Source organism: Micromonospora sp. LOL_014, assembly GCF_048060245.1.
Taxonomy (GTDB): Bacteria; Actinomycetota; Actinomycetes; order Mycobacteriales; family Micromonosporaceae; genus Micromonospora_E.
In genome coordinates, this window is the sequence record NZ_JBHMIP010000011.1 from 72,743 (window position 1) to 86,432 (window position 13,690).

The 13,690-nt window shown below is 68.7% G+C and carries 18 protein-coding genes and 3 pseudogenes; 11 read left to right on the forward strand and 10 right to left on the reverse strand.

What is annotated here, in order from left to right; all coding sequences use genetic code 11:
• The first annotated feature begins 44 nt into the window (after nt 1–44).
• The gene (locus ACFHW1_RS12040) at nt 45–377 is read left to right on the forward strand and encodes a hypothetical protein (protein ID WP_416555238.1); all 333 of its coding nucleotides are present in this window, start codon (nt 45–47) and stop codon (nt 375–377) included.
• Between the two features lie 97 nt (nt 378–474).
• Here ACFHW1_RS12040 and ACFHW1_RS12045 read toward each other — a convergent pair whose 3' ends face one another.
• Nucleotides 475–669: a Clp protease N-terminal domain-containing protein gene (locus ACFHW1_RS12045; RefSeq protein ID WP_416555442.1), complete on the reverse strand. Its 195-nt coding sequence runs from the start codon at nt 667–669 to the stop codon at nt 475–477.
• Nucleotides 670–936: 267 nt separating this feature from the next.
• Here ACFHW1_RS12045 and ACFHW1_RS12050 point away from each other — a divergent pair, with 267 nt between their 5' ends.
• A complete protein-coding gene (locus tag ACFHW1_RS12050; RefSeq protein ID WP_416568187.1) occupies nt 937–1,212 on the forward strand; it encodes a hypothetical protein in 276 nt (91 codons plus the stop codon).
• Between the two features lie 94 nt (nt 1,213–1,306).
• Entirely contained in the window at nt 1,307–1,816 is a 510-nt protein-coding gene (locus ACFHW1_RS12055; RefSeq protein WP_416555242.1) for an SMI1/KNR4 family protein, read from the forward strand.
• Nucleotides 1,817–2,052: 236 nt separating this feature from the next.
• On the opposite strand, the gene ACFHW1_RS12060 is transcribed toward ACFHW1_RS12055, so the two are convergent.
• Nucleotides 2,053–2,424, reverse strand: coding sequence for a hypothetical protein (locus ACFHW1_RS12060; RefSeq protein ID WP_416555458.1), 372 nt, complete (start codon nt 2,422–2,424; stop codon nt 2,053–2,055).
• 80 nt (nt 2,425–2,504) lie between these two features.
• Here ACFHW1_RS12060 and ACFHW1_RS12065 point away from each other — a divergent pair.
• Nucleotides 2,505–2,597 (forward strand): annotated as a pseudogene (locus tag ACFHW1_RS12065) (transposase); the annotation flags it as partial.
• 93 nt (nt 2,598–2,690) lie between these two features.
• Here the strand turns inward: ACFHW1_RS12065 and ACFHW1_RS12070 are convergent.
• Both ACFHW1_RS12070 and ACFHW1_RS12075 read right to left on the reverse strand, forming a co-directional pair.
• Nucleotides 2,691–3,035, reverse strand: a complete 345-nt coding sequence (locus ACFHW1_RS12070; RefSeq protein ID WP_416555244.1) for a type II toxin-antitoxin system HicB family antitoxin — start codon at nt 3,033–3,035, stop codon at nt 2,691–2,693.
• Complete coding sequence (locus ACFHW1_RS12075) at nt 3,035–3,280, reverse strand: toxin HicA (RefSeq protein ID WP_281553199.1); 246 nt, start codon at nt 3,278–3,280, stop codon at nt 3,035–3,037. Before ACFHW1_RS12075 ends, ACFHW1_RS12070 begins: the two co-directional genes overlap by 1 nt.
• 126 nt (nt 3,281–3,406) lie before the next feature.
• Between ACFHW1_RS12075 and ACFHW1_RS12080 the strand changes: the two genes are divergently transcribed.
• The 3 genes from ACFHW1_RS12080 to coaD all read left to right on the forward strand — a co-directional run bounded on the left by ACFHW1_RS12080 (nt 3,407) and on the right by coaD (nt 6,103).
• The gene (locus ACFHW1_RS12080; protein WP_416555246.1) at nt 3,407–4,534 is read left to right on the forward strand and encodes a helix-turn-helix domain-containing protein; all 1,128 of its coding nucleotides are present in this window, start codon (nt 3,407–3,409) and stop codon (nt 4,532–4,534) included.
• Nucleotides 4,535–5,003: 469 nt separating this feature from the next.
• Entirely contained in the window at nt 5,004–5,588 is a 585-nt protein-coding gene (locus ACFHW1_RS12085) for an HD domain-containing protein (protein WP_416615420.1), read from the forward strand.
• Nucleotides 5,589–5,593: 5 nt separating this feature from the next.
• A complete protein-coding gene (gene coaD / locus ACFHW1_RS12090) occupies nt 5,594–6,103 on the forward strand; it encodes a pantetheine-phosphate adenylyltransferase (protein ID WP_416615422.1) in 510 nt (169 codons plus the stop codon).
• On the opposite strand, the gene ACFHW1_RS12095 is transcribed toward coaD, so the two are convergent.
• Nucleotides 6,045–6,482, reverse strand: coding sequence for a MarR family winged helix-turn-helix transcriptional regulator (locus tag ACFHW1_RS12095; protein WP_416615424.1), 438 nt, complete (start codon nt 6,480–6,482; stop codon nt 6,045–6,047). The two genes, coaD and ACFHW1_RS12095, sit on opposite strands and share 59 nt — an antisense overlap.
• Before the next feature lie 69 nt (nt 6,483–6,551).
• Between ACFHW1_RS12095 and ACFHW1_RS12100 the strand changes: the two genes are divergently transcribed.
• Nucleotides 6,552–7,496 (forward strand): NAD-dependent epimerase/dehydratase family protein, encoded by a 945-nt coding sequence (locus ACFHW1_RS12100; protein ID WP_416615426.1) that lies wholly within the window; start codon nt 6,552–6,554, stop codon nt 7,494–7,496.
• A 66-nt stretch (nt 7,497–7,562) separates the two neighbouring features.
• Here ACFHW1_RS12100 and ACFHW1_RS12105 read toward each other — a convergent pair whose 3' ends face one another.
• Together ACFHW1_RS12105 and ACFHW1_RS12110 are read right to left on the reverse strand one after the other, a co-directional pair.
• Nucleotides 7,563–8,714 carry a hypothetical protein gene (locus tag ACFHW1_RS12105; protein WP_416555254.1) on the reverse strand — a complete coding sequence of 384 codons (1,152 nt, stop codon included), beginning with the start codon at nt 8,712–8,714 and terminating at the stop codon, nt 7,563–7,565.
• A gap of 65 nt (nt 8,715–8,779) precedes the next feature.
• Nucleotides 8,780–9,721, reverse strand: a complete 942-nt coding sequence (locus tag ACFHW1_RS12110; RefSeq protein WP_416555256.1) for an alpha/beta fold hydrolase — start codon at nt 9,719–9,721, stop codon at nt 8,780–8,782.
• A 63-nt stretch (nt 9,722–9,784) separates the two neighbouring features.
• Between ACFHW1_RS12110 and ACFHW1_RS12115 the strand changes: the two genes are divergently transcribed.
• Nucleotides 9,785–10,774 carry a helix-turn-helix transcriptional regulator gene (locus ACFHW1_RS12115; RefSeq protein ID WP_416615428.1) on the forward strand — a complete coding sequence of 330 codons (990 nt, stop codon included), beginning with the start codon at nt 9,785–9,787 and terminating at the stop codon, nt 10,772–10,774.
• Here the strand turns inward: ACFHW1_RS12115 and ACFHW1_RS12120 are convergent.
• Together ACFHW1_RS12120 and ACFHW1_RS12125 are read right to left on the reverse strand one after the other, a co-directional pair.
• Complete coding sequence (locus tag ACFHW1_RS12120) at nt 10,740–11,237, reverse strand: YcxB family protein (RefSeq protein WP_416568195.1); 498 nt, start codon at nt 11,235–11,237, stop codon at nt 10,740–10,742. The two genes, ACFHW1_RS12115 and ACFHW1_RS12120, sit on opposite strands and share 35 nt — an antisense overlap.
• Nucleotides 11,238–11,281: 44 nt before the next feature.
• Nucleotides 11,282–11,503 (reverse strand): annotated as a pseudogene (locus tag ACFHW1_RS12125) (alpha/beta hydrolase); the annotation flags it as partial.
• Between the two features lie 143 nt (nt 11,504–11,646).
• Between ACFHW1_RS12125 and rnhA the strand changes: the two are divergent.
• Both rnhA and ACFHW1_RS12135 read left to right on the forward strand, forming a co-directional pair.
• Nucleotides 11,647–11,769 (forward strand): annotated as a pseudogene (gene rnhA / locus ACFHW1_RS12130) (ribonuclease HI); the annotation flags it as partial.
• 203 nt (nt 11,770–11,972) lie between these two features.
• Nucleotides 11,973–13,088 (forward strand): helix-turn-helix transcriptional regulator, encoded by a 1,116-nt coding sequence (locus ACFHW1_RS12135; protein ID WP_416555262.1) that lies wholly within the window; start codon nt 11,973–11,975, stop codon nt 13,086–13,088.
• On the opposite strand, the gene ACFHW1_RS12140 is transcribed toward ACFHW1_RS12135, so the two are convergent.
• Nucleotides 13,044–13,610 (reverse strand): hypothetical protein, encoded by a 567-nt coding sequence (locus ACFHW1_RS12140; RefSeq protein WP_416615430.1) that lies wholly within the window; start codon nt 13,608–13,610, stop codon nt 13,044–13,046. The genes ACFHW1_RS12135 and ACFHW1_RS12140 overlap by 45 nt on opposite strands.
• Between the last annotated feature and the right edge of the window lie 80 nt (nt 13,611–13,690).

The window sequence follows — 13,690 nt, forward strand, 5'->3', positions numbered from 1 at the left end:
AGCTCAAGCGTGGGGAGCACCGGATCTCACCGAGGAGGGACTCGATGGACGGTGACAAAGGTCTGGACCGCGCAGAAGAGCTGGTCCTCTGCCCCCTGGAGGATTCGCCGCTTCCCCTGTGGGAACTCGGCTGGGACGAGGCCGAGTCAGCGAGTTGGTTCGCTGAAATCCTCGGGCCGGGCCTGGTCTCGTTGGTGGCCCGAGGCCTCGTCGAGGTGCGCAGATTCGACGGCTGGCCAGCCGAATGGGATCACGGCACCCTTGTGGCAGGTGACGAACTGCTGCGAGAGAGTGGGCGCGCCGAAGCTTGGCGCGACGATGGAGGACACAGGGTTCTCGCGGCGCACATCACGAGAGCCGGCGTCAGGTTTCTGTGACCCTGGGCTGTCCCCGGAAGCCGTTCCTGTCTCCAGCTCAGCCAAGAGAACGGGTAGCCAACGCATCCGCCACGGGAGCGGTGTGCTGCGCGGTTCGTCAATCTGGCCGTACGGATGTCTGCTCGAAGATGGCCTCGGGGTCGGCACCGAGGCCGCGCAGTAGTCGAGCGGCTGGGCCGTCGCGGTCCCGCAGGATGCCCGCCAGCAGGTGTGTCGTGCCGGCGAACGGGTGACCGGATCTGACCGGCGGTGTTGTGCTCGGCGACCGGCTCCGGCAGGTCCACGCCGGCAGCGTGTAGCTGCTCGTCCAGCTCCAGGATGCTCAACAACACCTCGACGGTGCCGGTGCGCGCGCGGCCGAGCCGGATTGCCTGTAGGGCGGCATCCCGCTCCACGACGCCCCCGTCGAGGCGAGTCGGAAAGGCGAGAGTGGCGGCACGGCGTCTATGGAGGCGACTGGCCCGATCTGACGGCTTGCGATGGAGCAGGCCTCGATCCAGTCGATCCTGGCCGCCGAATACCGCGTGAGCTGGTCGGCGGCCGTTCCCACGCGTACACCTTGGAGCTGATCTCCCGGGCCGGGTTCGACCTGCCGCAGGTGCAGCGGCCGACGGCCGGCGACTACCTTGAGGTCCGTGGCGTGCGGTTCGTGCAGGAGCTTCAGCCGTCGGCGCTCGCCCCGGCGTACGCGCAGGCGGCGATGCGCGCCTACCGGCGCGGCGTGATCAGCGCGGACCGGGTCGTCGAGCTGCTGCACCGGACCGTGACCCTCGACGACCTGCCCTCCCCGCACCCGATGCCCATCGAAGCGTCGCTGCGAACCAGCAGCCCATGATGGCCAGCTGACAGGTACGGCACGGCAATCGTCACCGGTCGCAAGGAGCACTATGTTCCATGAATCCGTTCAGCACGCCTATCCTGGCCTTGCTGTGGCCTCGTTCTGGGACGACAGCGAGTACGCGCTTGACACCTACGTCGACGCGCCGCCGTCGGACGCTCTGATCGCGTCGGTGCAGGCCGAACTGGGCTTCCGTCTGCCGACGTCGTACCTGACGCTGATGAGGTCGCACAACGGCGGGATACCGCGTGACCCGTGCTGCCCTGCGCCGAGCCGGACCACATGGGCGCAGGATCACGTCGCCGTGGACGGCATCATGGGGATCGGGAGGAAGAAGCGATACTCGCTGGCAGGTGAAGCCGGCAGTCGGTTCTGGATCGAGGAATGGGCCTATCCGCCGATCGGCGTGTACTTCGCGACCTGCCCCTCTGCTGGGCACGACATGATCGCGTTCGACTACCGGGACTGCGGCCCGGACGGCGAGCCGCAGGTGGTCCATGTAGATCAAGAGTGGGACTACCAGGTGACCGTGCTCGCCCCAGATTTCGTGTCCTTCCTGCTGGCGTTGCGGCCCGAGAGCGAGTACGACGACGAGTGCTGAGAGAAGCGGACGTCATGGGATCGCCCGAATAAGTGACGACAGAGCTCGTCGCCCGTACTGCGGGCGGCGGACACGGGTGTTGAGGCGGCGGGGACTTCATCGAGGTGAGGCTCAGATACCTCACCTCACGATTTTGACGTGCGTCAGCCTCACCTCGACGACACATTTGGATGCCAGACCAGCCCGGCTACCCGCCGGCACGTGAGCACGCGCGCCGGCAGTAGGCAGGAGCCTGATCATGATCGATCGGCGTAGTCCGGCGACGACAACGACCGGTGGGCTGGTGGACGAATGGCCAGGCGACGACGCACACCGTGGCGCATCCGGCGGGAGGCGCCAGGCTGATCGTTGAGGGCTGACACCTCGAAGGGTTCAAGCTCGGGACGCTCCGCGAGGGCGAGTGCGCAGGCATACGGCCTGACGTCAGGCAGCCGCAGCATCATCAGCCTTTGCGCCAGTACGCCGAGCAGCACTGTCCGGTCGGCGTTCGGGTGCCGGGCGATCGTGGCGATCAGGCGGTTGCGATCCCATCGGTCGAGGTCGTCTGTCGGCAAGGTAGACAGGGTTCGTGCGTCGGCGAGCGGATGGTCGGCGACCGCTTGGCGCACGAACGAGTACGGGCTGGCTGCCAGAGCCCGCGGCAGGAGTTCCCCGACCTCGCACGCCACTACCACCGGGCCAACAAGCTCTCTGGTCGGGCTCGTACTTCGCCGGCTCCGTCGGCGGCGCGCCACCGAGCATCGTGAAGCAGTACATCGAGCGGCAGAACCGGCCAGGTTAGGGCACTGCTCGGGCCCTGGCGGCCCTCCCAGCGCGGGCCTACCCCCCCGGCCTGAAGGCCGGAGCACTGGCCCGCATTCCGGTAGCTCTATGTTCAGGCAGCGTTGAGCTTTCGCAAGACGTACTGGTTGAGGCTCATGCCGTCCTCAGCTGCGCGGATAGCGAGTTCGCGGTGCAGGCTCTCACCGACGCGGAGGTTGAACTTGCCTGAGTAGCTGCGGTCAGCGAACGGCTGCGGCACCTGTTCGCCCTGCTCCTCCATGTCGGCGAGCACCTCACGCAGTAGATCCTGAAGTCCCTGGAGAGCCTTGATCTGGGAGGATGCCAGCCACGAGAGGGATGGGAACTCGGCGCAGGTAGCGAGAAACTCGCCGTCCTCGGCCGACCACGTAACGCGGTAGGTGAAGTGAGACACCTCGGGCCGGTCAGCGGACTGCATCACAGCACCTCCTTCTTCTCGATCGCCTTGAGCACCTGCCGCACCTGATACGCCTTGGCCTTGCCTTTGTCGTTCTGGATGTTGACTCGCGGATCGCCTGGCCAGGGCATCTTGAACACCGCATGGGAGCTGCTGTCTTGTCGCGGCTTCCCGAAGTAGTGCTCGCACACCCGGTAGAGGTCGTTGTAGGCGATGTTTTGCTGGCTTCTTCGCATCGCTTCGACGAGCTTCTCTACGGACGGCATGGCTTGATGGTACCGCCGGTGGTACTACAGCTGCAACCTGTCGGGGCATGGAAGGCGCACTAGATCTTGCCGATCTATCCTTCAGCGGTGTGATTTTCACACCGGCGAGGCAAGATTGGGGCTGTGATGCGTGCGCCGTTGCGAAGCTGGGTGGAGGTGGGTGGCCGGGTGGCCGCCGCCCGCGAGCTGGCCGGGTTCAGCCAGCGCGAGCTGGCCGAACGACTTGGCGTCCATCGCTCGGCGTTGACCCGTGTCGAGCTCGGCCAACGTCAACTGGACGCGCTTGAGCTGGCGCGGATCGCCGAGCTGCTCGGCCGTACCGTCGAATGGTTTCTCACCGCCCCGGCGGAAACCCTCGCCAGCCGGCGGGCCGGGATCTCGGCCGACCATGACGTGCAGCGACTGGAAGACGCGCTGGACCAGGTCAGCCGCGACGTCGAGCTGCTGTCCGACGTCGGAGCACTGACGCTGGCGGCCACAGGCCTGCAATCGGGCGTCACCACACTCGCCGAAGCGGAAGCCGGCGCGGCCGAAGCGCGCGCCCTGCTCGGCTGTGGGGACGGCCCCTTGGTCGACCTGCAGGCGATGGTCGAACGGCTGGGCCTGCTCGCGTTCTCGCTCGACCTGGGTCCGGGGGTGATCGACTGCGGCTATCTGCGGACCGGTCAGGTGGGCGTGGCGCTGGTCAACGGTGCCGCGATCGCCGGTCAGCGGCGGGTGAATCTCGCGCACGAGCTCGGTCACCACCTGCTCGCCGACGAGTACGCGGCGGACGTCAGTGGCGGCTCCGGCCGGTCCGAGCGGGAAGCGTTGATCGACGCCTTCGCGATCCACTTCCTGATGCCCGGGCCGTCGGTCAGGTCCCGCTGGGCCGAGCTGTCGGGCGAGTGGGACTACCCCCGTCAACGACTGTTCGTCCTGTCGGCCGAGTATCGGGTGAACTGGTCGGCGGTTGTTTCCCACGCGTACACCTTGGAACTGATATCCCGGGCCGAGCGCGACCTGTTGCAGGCGCAGCGGCCGACCGTCGGCGACTACATCGAGGTACGTGGCGCGCGGTTCGCGCAGGAGCTTCGGTCGCCGGCGCTCGCCCCGGCGTACGCGCAGGCGGCGATGCGCGCCTACCGGCGGGGCGTGATCAGCGCCGACCGGGTCGTCGAGCTGCTGCACGGCACCGTGACCCTCGACGATCTGCCCACCCCCGCATCAGATGCCCATCGAAGCGCGGCTGACGGCCGACGTGCATCGAGGTGACGCTCGGACACCTCACGGGGCAATTTTGACGTGCGTAGGCGTCACCTCGACGGAGCATCCGAAGCGGCTGCTGGAGTTGTACGAGCTCCGGGCTGCGACCACAGCCGCCTGGAGGTGCCCGGGGTCGACTCCGCGAACGTTGAGCGGCGGGTGCACGCTCCGGACAGAGTTGGGCCTCGATCGTTTCCGGCTCCGCGACCTCCGCCCAGGTCAGGCGCAGGTTTGCGGGCATCCACGCGGTCAGCCGGTTTCACCCTCAGGGATCAGGACCACCCGATCGGTCCAGGTTGTCCGGTACCCCTCGGACACCAGATGCCCGGCCAACGTACGACGCAAGGTCGAACTGCCCGAACGCCCCTGGTGCTGGCGGACCGATCAGCGGGCTGCGCGCTACCGGCGGCACGTGGTCAGTTGATTGCGCCCTACGATTGTTCGCCGGGACCCAACAGCCGAGCGCCATGGAGCAGATATGCCGTTGACGCTGCGCCATGCCCTGGATGATCCGCCGCTGCGGCCGCTGCCGGCTCCGGTCGGTGACCTTCTGCTCAGGCTCGACGCGCCGCCGCGGCTGGCCGCGCATCTGCGCGCCGTATACGACGTCGCCGCCCAGCTCACGGGCTGGCTGGCCGTCCACTACCCGGCCCTGGCCGTCGATCGCGACGCCGTACTCTTCGGCGCTGCCACCCACGACATCGGCAAGACCGTTTACGTGGCGGAGTTGTCCGGGCCGGGTTCGCGGCACGAGCCGGCCGGTCAACAGATCCTGCTCGACGCCGGCGTCGGCCCGTACCTGGCGCGCTTCGCCGCGACGCACGCCAGTTGGCAGTCGCCCGGCATCGAGTGCGAAGACCTGCTCGTCAGCCTCGCCGACAAGATCTGGAAAGCCAATCGGGTCGTCGACCTCGAACAACTCGTCGTCGACCGTCTCGCTGCCGCCTCCGGGCAGGAACCCTGGCAGGCCTTCGTCAACCTCGACGATCACCTTGACGGCATCGCGGCGGACGCCGACCAGCGACTCGCCTTCCAGAACAGCTACCCCATCACGGCCGGCTGACGTCGGTGCGCGCTTCGTTGGCGGTCTATCCCGGTACGTTCGACCCGTTCACCCCGGGGCACCGTGACCTGGTGGCCCGTGCCCGGGTGATGTTCGACCGGATCATTGTGCTGTTGGCGGTGAACGCCGACAAGCAACCGACCGCCGAGGCCACGGCCAGGGCGGTACGCGTACGCGACGCCCTCCCAGCGGACTGGGGCAATGTCGAGGTCGACACCTGGACTGGCCTGACCGCCGCCTACTGCCTGCGCCGTGGCGCCACGGTCATCGTCCGTGGCGTGCGTACGGCTGCGGACCTCCACTACGAGCACCAGCTCGCCGGGATGAACGAGCGACTCGGCATTGAGACCGTCTGGTTGCCGACCCGTCCGCAGCTGGCCGCCACCTCGTCCACCGTCGCACGAGCACAGCATGCGGCGAAGCCGGCCCGTGCGTCGTACGACGCTGGGGGTCGGGTCAGTTCTCCACGAGGGTCCGCAGTGCCCGGCGAAGCTGACTTGTCGCACTCGGACTGATCCCGGCCAGGAACGCGCTCTCGGCCTTCCCGTACGCCACCTGTGCCGCGTCGTAGGTCTGCAACCCCTGTTCGGTGAGCTCAACGACGTTCCTGCGCCGGTCTGTGGGGTCCGGTCGGCGCGTGATGATGCCCTTGCGCTCAAGCACATCCAGCAAGGCGACCATCGTGGTGCGGTCGATGCCGAGGGTCTGCGCCACCTGCAGCTGCGAGGTCGGTTCCCGGTGGGCCAGGACCCGGAGCGCTCCGAAGTCCTTGCTGTCGATCCCCAGCGGCTCGAGCGCTGCGTCGGTCAACGCGGTGAGCTTCAGGGCCGCGTGCTTGAGGAGGTACCCCAGGACCTCGTGCGGGTCAGCGGTGGCGCTCGGCTCGGTGGACACGGCTCCCATCTTAGGCATAGTCTGATCGTCAGTACTGCTGACGATCAGACTTATCGCGAAAGGCTCGTCATGATCCTCGTTACCGGAGGGGTCGGTTTCATCGGCTCCCACACCGTCCGCGCCCTCGCCGAGGCCGGCGAGGAGTGCGTCCTGCTCCAGCGCCGCACCCCCCGAATCCCCCCACACCTGGCGGACCTGCCCATCCACGTCGTCCAGGCCGACGTCGCCGACCTCGACGCGCTGCTCGCCGTCGGCCGGCGGTACCCGATAACCGGAATCGTGCACCTCGCCCTCGCCCTGCCCTGGCCGGCGACCGACGTCGACCCGATTGGAGCGACGGGAGGAGCCCTGGAGGCGTTCCTCAACATCGTCCGCGTCGCGCGGACCTGGGGTGTGCGCCGCGTCGTCACCGCCAGCACCATCGGCGTCTACGGCTTCACCTCTGAAGGCGCGCTGACCGAGGACGTGCCGATCCCCTTGGGGCACGGCCACGCCATCCCGACGTTCAAGAAGATCACCGAACTCCTCGCCGGCCACCTCTCGGACGTGACAGACGTCGACATCGTCAACGCCCGCATCTGCGGCACCTGGGGTCCCGGCGGACACCTGCCCGACCCGTTCTTCGCCGCGCCCTCCCTGGCTCATGCCGCAGCCCGGCGCAGCGAACCCGACCTGTCCGGACTCCTCGCACCGCCGCACGCCGAAGACGCTCTCGACCTGCTCTACGTCAAGGACACCGGTCGCGCACTCGCGTTGCTGCAGCTCGCCGAGAAGCTGACCCACTCGACATACAACGTCGCCTCTGGTCGTGCCACGAGCAATGCCGACGTCGTCACCGCGATCGCCTCCGTCGACCCCGGCTTCCGGTGCAAACTTCCCTCGGGCGGAGGCCGCCCGGTGAGCTGGCTCGACATCACCCGCCTGCACGAGGACACCGGATTCAACCCCCGGTACGACACCGCCGCGGCTGCCGCTGACTACATCGCCTGGCTGCGCGCGGGAAACCAGCGGTAACTTCGGCCGACTGTGTGGGTGAGGGGGTGTGGTCCGGCCTGGCCGGGATGCCCGGCAGCGTTGCTCCTACCTCATTCGGCCCCGGTAGCCGACAGGGCCTGATCCGATCCCCTGGCGGATCCCCAGGAACGTGCCGTCGTTTAAGGCGATCGTGCCGGTTCCGCCCCGGTTGTCGCGCCAGGCCAACCGGGTGAGCGGGCGACCACCCACCCCCACCGCGAGCAGGAGGTCGTGCGAGGGGTACCAGCCACCACCCCAGCCTTCCTGGGCCACGTATCGCGAGGCATCGCTGGTGGCGGGACTACGTTCGATGAGCTGGCCGCGGAACTCCTTCGGTCGCTTGCCCGGCTGGCGACACCACCCGTAGAAGGCAGCCTGCTGGGCCTCGAAGGTGACGGCGTACTCGGCGCCGGACTCGTCCGCCCAGGCCACGTGCTCGAGAAGGCAATGCTCGCCCCGGTCGATGAAGATAGTGACCTCACCCCGCCTGGTGGCGTACCTCAGCACCGGTTCCGCGGTCAGCTGGCTCTCGAGCGCCGACCTGGCCTGGTCGTGCGCGTGCATCGGGTCGATCGTCACCCGGTACAGCCACAGCATGCTCTCGGCGTCGTTACCGCTCTCCACCCGCAGCGTGTTGCGGCCGGCCAGCAGATCCTCAGCCGGGACCGCGAAGATCAGCCGCTGCGGCAGCCCGCCACCATTCGGGATCCGCAGCCGGTCGGCCAGTGGCCTGCCGTTGAGGCGAACGGTGAGCGGGGCGTATCCGGGCGAGTCAGAGAGCATCGACGCAAGCGCCACGACGGCGACGCATGCCTCGCCGACGACCTCCGGGTCGGGTACGTCGAACTCCAGCTCGACCGAGCCGCCTGCCCCGACGGCCAGGTGACCGTCGGCGTCCCTCGCCCGGTCGATGTCGGTGATGCTGACGTTGCCGGTGCGTGCCGGGTCGGTGCCGAAGTCGGCGTAGGTGGGTTCCATCTGGACCCCGGCGCGGTCGCTGACACGCGGGGCAGGAGCCGGCTGCGGGTCCAGCAGCACCTCGTACGTCGCGACCGTGCACTCGTTCCTGTCGTACCCGATGTTGGCCGCGCCGAAAGCGGGCCGCACCTTGCCGACGTGCAGCGCGCCGTTCTCCTCGTAGCCGTGGGGAACGGCGCCGGGCGGGATCTGCCCTGCGCTGGCGGTCTCCCAACGGTATCCGCTCTCGGAACTCTCCATCCAAGGAGGATAGATCTACTCCTCGGGCCGACGGCCACCCTGGGTCGTCAGGACGCCGTCAGGGTCTACCTGTCCCGGGTGTCGTCCTGCTGTTCCAACCAGGTCAGGATTGCCCGGGTCGTTTCCTCCGGCTTCTCCTGCTGGATCCAGTGACCGCAGTCCAGGGTGACCACGTCCACGTTGGGCACGAACTCTGCCAGTCGGTCGGACTTCGCGATCGTGTCCCGGTCGCCGTAGATCATCAGCGTGGGCTGCCGGATGATCGGGTCGACGTCCGCCAGCAGGTGCCAGTTGCGGTCGAGGTTGCGGTACCAGTTGATGCTGCCGGTGAACCCGGTCGACTCGAAGGCGGCGACGAAGACGGCCAGTTCGCTGTCGCTCATCACCGGCTCACCGAGTGGCGCTGCCGCCCTGGCCAGCTCGATGAACGCCATGCCGGGCTGAGGTTCCATCAGGGGCAGGTTCTTCCGGTAGAGGTTGCGCAGGAACTGGAAGGTGTTCTCGTCGAACACGGCGTCCGCGACGCCCGGCTGTCGGTTGAAGTGGACGAAGTAGAAGTCGCCGCCGAGTACGGCTTCCATCAGCTCGATCCAGGGCGTCTCACCGCGCTCCTGGTACGGCAGGCTCAGGTTGATCACCTTGTTGACGCGGCTTGGATGCAGCAGGGTCAGCCCCCAGACGACCATCGCGCCCCAGTCGTGACCGACGAAGGTGGCGTCCTCGTACCCGTAGTGATCGAGAAGCGCGACGAGGTCACCCGACAGGTGCGCGATGTCGTAGTCGGTCACCTCGGTCGGGCGCGACGAGTTGCCGTAGCCGCGCTGGTTCGGAACGATGACGTGGTAGCCCGCTTCGGCCAGGGCAGCCATCTGGTGGCGCCAGGAGTAGGCGTGCTCCGGCCAGCCGTGACAGAGCACGATCGGCTTTCCGGCGTTGCGTCGACCGGCTTCGAAGACTTCGAGCTGCACACCGTTGACGGGGACAAGACTGGGTTCGGGAAAGTTCATGCCGCCATCCTGCCGACCATAACCGGTCACCTCATGACCGGTTTATCTGACAATCTTGGCGGCATGCGCACCGACCGGCTGGTGGCCGTACTCCTGCTGCTGCAGCAGCGCGAGCAGGTGACCGCGGCGGAAGTCGCCCGGGAGCTGGAGGTCTCCGAGCGCACCGCCCGCCGCGACCTCGACGCCCTGGCCATGGCCGGGGTGCCCGTGTACGCCACGCAGGGGCGTGGCGGCGGCTGGCGCCTCGTCGGCGGTGCCCGTACCGACCTGTCCGGGTTGACCGCAGGCGAGGCCCGCGCCCTGTTCCTGGTCGCCGGCCCGGCCTCGGCCGCGACACCGGAGGTCAAGGCAGCGCTGCGCAAGCTCGTCCAGGCCCTGCCGGAGCCCTTCCGGGCCCAGGCGCAGGCAGCGGCGTCGTCGATCGTCGTGGACCCGCAACGGTGGGGGACCAGCCGGGCCGACCGCCCGCCGCCACGCTTCCTCGACGAACTCCAGGACGCGGTGATCCGGGGCGTCCAGGTGCGGCTCGGCTACGTCGACAGCACCGGCAGCGTGAGCGAGCGGACCGTCCACCCGCTGGGCGTCGTTGCCAAAGATCCGTGGTGGTACCTCGTCGCCGCCACCGAGGCCGGCCGGCGGACCTTCCGGATCGACCGGGTGTCGGCCGTCGAGCCGACCGACGATGCCGTGCACCGGCCGGCGGACTTCGACCTCGCCGAAAGCTGGCGGGAGATCGCCGACGAGGTCGACCGCAGACGGATGCCCGTCGAGATCCAGGCGGTCTGCGCGCCCGACAGGATCGGCACGCTCCGGATGGCTCTCGGCGACCGGCTCGAGGTGGGTGGCCCCACGACCGACGGCCGCGTCGAGGTGGTGATCCGTGGCTACAGCGAGTACACGCTTGCTGGCGAGCTCGCCTGGCTGGTCGAATGGCTCGAGGTCGCCGGCCCCGCCGGTGTGCGGGACCAGCTGGCCTCGATCGGCACCGCGCTCGTCGAGCGGTACGGCCGAGGCCCCGTCACCCGGTCTGGAGCAGGCCGCGGTTGGCCATGAAGTCCCGTAACGTCTCGACGTCGTCGGCGGACATCAACTCACGGGGGATCACGGTCGCCGGCATCCGGCCCACGTACACGATCCAGAAGCCGGGAGTGTCGAGCACCTTGCTGACCCTGTCCCAGGCGATGTCGCCGAACTCCGTACCGCTGCGCATCGTGATGGTGTCGTCGGTGATGTCGTAGCCGCCGTCGACCGCGTACTCGCCGGACCGGCGCCGGGCGCGTGAGCGCACCCACGGCCCGTACAGCATCGACAGCACACCGGCGGTGACCAGCGACATCCACAGCAGCGAGAACTGCTCGCCCCAGCCGTACTCCCGCGCGGCGACGAAAGCGGCCACCCCGGTCACCGCCAGGATCGCGCCGATGTAGCCGTACTTGGCCAGCCGCACCCGGCTGAGCGCGGCGGCCGCCCTGCCCGGGTAGTCGGGATCGGCCGGGACGTCGAAACGGATGCGCACCCCAGCACGATAGTGCCCGTACCCGCCAACGCCGCTGTCCGCAGCTAGACATCGGCGAGGATCCGGGCGAGCTCGGCGGGTCGGGTGAGCATCGGCCAGTGCCCGGAGTCGATGTCGACCAGGTCGAGGTCCTTGGCCCGGGCCAGCTCGGGGACCTGCCCGGCGGTGATCATCTCCTGCGCATGGGCCGGCGTGAACTCCGGGCACACCAGCACGACCGGTACGTCGAACCGCCGCTCGTCGGTCAGCCGTACGACACCTCGTGCGCACCGGACCGAGCACGACCGCCCGCGCCGTTCGGACGCCCGAAATCCGGCGGGAACGGCCCGGCGCCACCGGTCGCCAGTGCTTCCGCTGCGGGCAGCGTGGCCTGCAGTTCGCGGGCGCGCCGGCACAGCGTGGCGACCTTCTGGCGGTAGACCGCTTCGGCCAGTGCCTCCCGGGCGCGTGCGGCGGCAATCCGGGGCCGGGCGGTTGGGGTGCGTTGCTGCGCTACGGCGAGATCGAGAAGGAGCCGTGCGGTGGCGAGGCCGGTGCCGCAGCCGCGTCGAAGCGCCGCGCCACGCCGCAGTTGACGGTCCACGACTGCGCCTGAGATGTGGTATTTGATCATGGTTAGGGTGTATCGCCAAGGTGTCGAGGTGCAGCGGTCGGGCACACTGTGCGGATGAGCGTTGCTGGTTGCCTCCGACCGTCCCACCTCCCCGACACCGACCGGGTGCCGGTGGTACGGCGATGACCACCGTCGGGTCGGGTGCCCTCCTGACGGTGGTCGAGGCGGTCAGCCGGTCCCGCGACCTTGGCGAGTTCGCGGAGGCTGGCTGTCGCGAGCTTTTCCGCCTCATGCCCTGTGTCAGCGTGTCGTACACGGAGGTCAACCTCAGGACCGAGGTGGTATCCGGATACCTGTGGCCGTACCCGGGTATCGAGTGGTTCGAGCGGTACGCCGCACCGCTCGGCCGCATCGCACGACAGAACCCGCTGGTCGCACACATTGCCGGCGGCGGCTCAGTGGCGTCCTGGGCGGACGTCGACCCGAAAGACGCATTTCGCCAGACCGCTCTGTTCCAGGAGTTCTACGCCGCGAACGGCATCGAGAGTCAGGCCGCACTGGGCGTCCTCAACCAACCCGGGCTGGTGACCGGCTTCACGGTCAACCGTGACGGCTCGCCGTTCAGCGCCGACGAGTATCAGGTCCTGTGCGACCTGCGCCCGCACCTGATCAACCTGTACCGGCTGGTCAGTGGGTCGGGACGGGCCCGCGCCAACGACGTCGTCCTGGCAGCGGACGGGTGGACCGTGGTCCGGCTCGCCGAGGGCGGCACGGTGTTGACCACGAGCGTGGAGGCGGAGGCGATCGGTGACCGGGTCGGGCTCGACCTGCGCGTCGGAGCCGACCTCACCTCGACGTGGTTCTGGCGGCGGCTCCGCGAGACCATCGGGGCGCGCTGGCAGGTCGGCAGAATGACCAGGCCGATCCATCTCGGTACCGCCGACTGCCCGGTCGAGGCGATGGTCGCCACGACGGCGGTCGGCCCGTACTCGTTGATGTTGCGCGACCGGGACGCCGTACGCCGCCGCCGCTGCCGGGAGTTGGGCCTGACCGGCCGGCAGGCCGAGATCGCCCGGCTGGTCATTGCCGGCGCGACCAACGTGCAGATCGGCCGGGCGCTGGGCATCACCGCCTCCACGGTGCGCAAACACCTGGAGGCGACGTTCAGCGTCGTCGGCGTACAGTCCCGGGCGGCTCTCGTGGCGGTCCTGCTCGGGCCCCGGCCTACGGGCGGGCCGGATGATTTCCAGCGGTCACGGCTTGTCGAGGATGCAGACGATCTCCATCTCGACCGATGAGCCGGCACTGGTCGAGCCCACCAGGCGTACCAGCGCGATGTCCTCGCTCGCGCCCTGGGTGACCGGCCCGGCGATCTCGATCGAGTCGAAGGTGCTCTTGAAGCCGCTTTCTTGGTTGACGTGCCGGAACGTCTGATTCGAGATGGCGGTGAACGACTGGGCGTCGGGGTCGCCGGAGTCGAAGTTGTCGACGCCGAGAAGGAGCCGGACGTCCTCGGCGAAGGGATCCTCGACGGGTTGCACACCGAGATCCCTGATGAACTCGCACTCGCCCTCGAAGTCCTGGTGGATGGTGCCGTCGACGGTGACCGCCCCGGTGCCTTCGTCGGATCGCTCGTAGCCGTCGCCGTCGGCGGGCGGGTCGTCGGACCCCGGTTGCGCATCGGCGGTCGCGGTGGTCCCGTCGTCACTACTGGCGGTCGTATCGTCGGGCTCGCCGGGAGACCCCGAATCGGTGCACCCGGCCAGGGCGATCGTCGAGAGGACAGCTATGAAGGCGAGGCGGGACCGGAATTTGACCATGGTCGCACCGTAGGGACGGACGGCGCACGGGCCAACGGGACGAACGTCGTATTGCGCCGGCCACCGGCTGCGGACCCGCC

What these genes read in the sequence shown, in the direction of transcription:
- ACFHW1_RS12110 (WP_416555256.1), bottom strand. Translation starts at nt 9,721, where the DNA reads ATGAACTTTCCCGAACCCAGTCTTGTCCCCGTCAACGGTGTGCAGCTC.
- ACFHW1_RS12075 (WP_281553199.1), bottom strand. Translation starts at nt 3,280, where the DNA reads ATGCCGTCCGTAGAGAAGCTCGTCGAAGCGATGCGAAGAAGCCAGCAA.
- ACFHW1_RS12040 (WP_416555238.1), top strand. Translation starts at nt 45, where the DNA reads ATGGACGGTGACAAAGGTCTGGACCGCGCAGAAGAGCTGGTCCTCTGC.
- ACFHW1_RS12115 (WP_416615428.1), top strand. Translation starts at nt 9,785, where the DNA reads ATGCGCACCGACCGGCTGGTGGCCGTACTCCTGCTGCTGCAGCAGCGC.
- ACFHW1_RS12100 (WP_416615426.1), top strand. Translation starts at nt 6,552, where the DNA reads ATGATCCTCGTTACCGGAGGGGTCGGTTTCATCGGCTCCCACACCGTC.
- ACFHW1_RS12085 (WP_416615420.1), top strand. Translation starts at nt 5,004, where the DNA reads ATGCCGTTGACGCTGCGCCATGCCCTGGATGATCCGCCGCTGCGGCCG.
- ACFHW1_RS12080 (WP_416555246.1), top strand. Translation starts at nt 3,407, where the DNA reads ATGCGTGCGCCGTTGCGAAGCTGGGTGGAGGTGGGTGGCCGGGTGGCC.
- ACFHW1_RS12140 (WP_416615430.1), bottom strand. Translation starts at nt 13,610, where the DNA reads ATGGTCAAATTCCGGTCCCGCCTCGCCTTCATAGCTGTCCTCTCGACG.
- ACFHW1_RS12105 (WP_416555254.1), bottom strand. Translation starts at nt 8,714, where the DNA reads ATGGAGAGTTCCGAGAGCGGATACCGTTGGGAGACCGCCAGCGCAGGG.
- ACFHW1_RS12135 (WP_416555262.1), top strand. Translation starts at nt 11,973, where the DNA reads ATGACCACCGTCGGGTCGGGTGCCCTCCTGACGGTGGTCGAGGCGGTC.
- ACFHW1_RS12070 (WP_416555244.1), bottom strand. Translation starts at nt 3,035, where the DNA reads ATGCAGTCCGCTGACCGGCCCGAGGTGTCTCACTTCACCTACCGCGTT.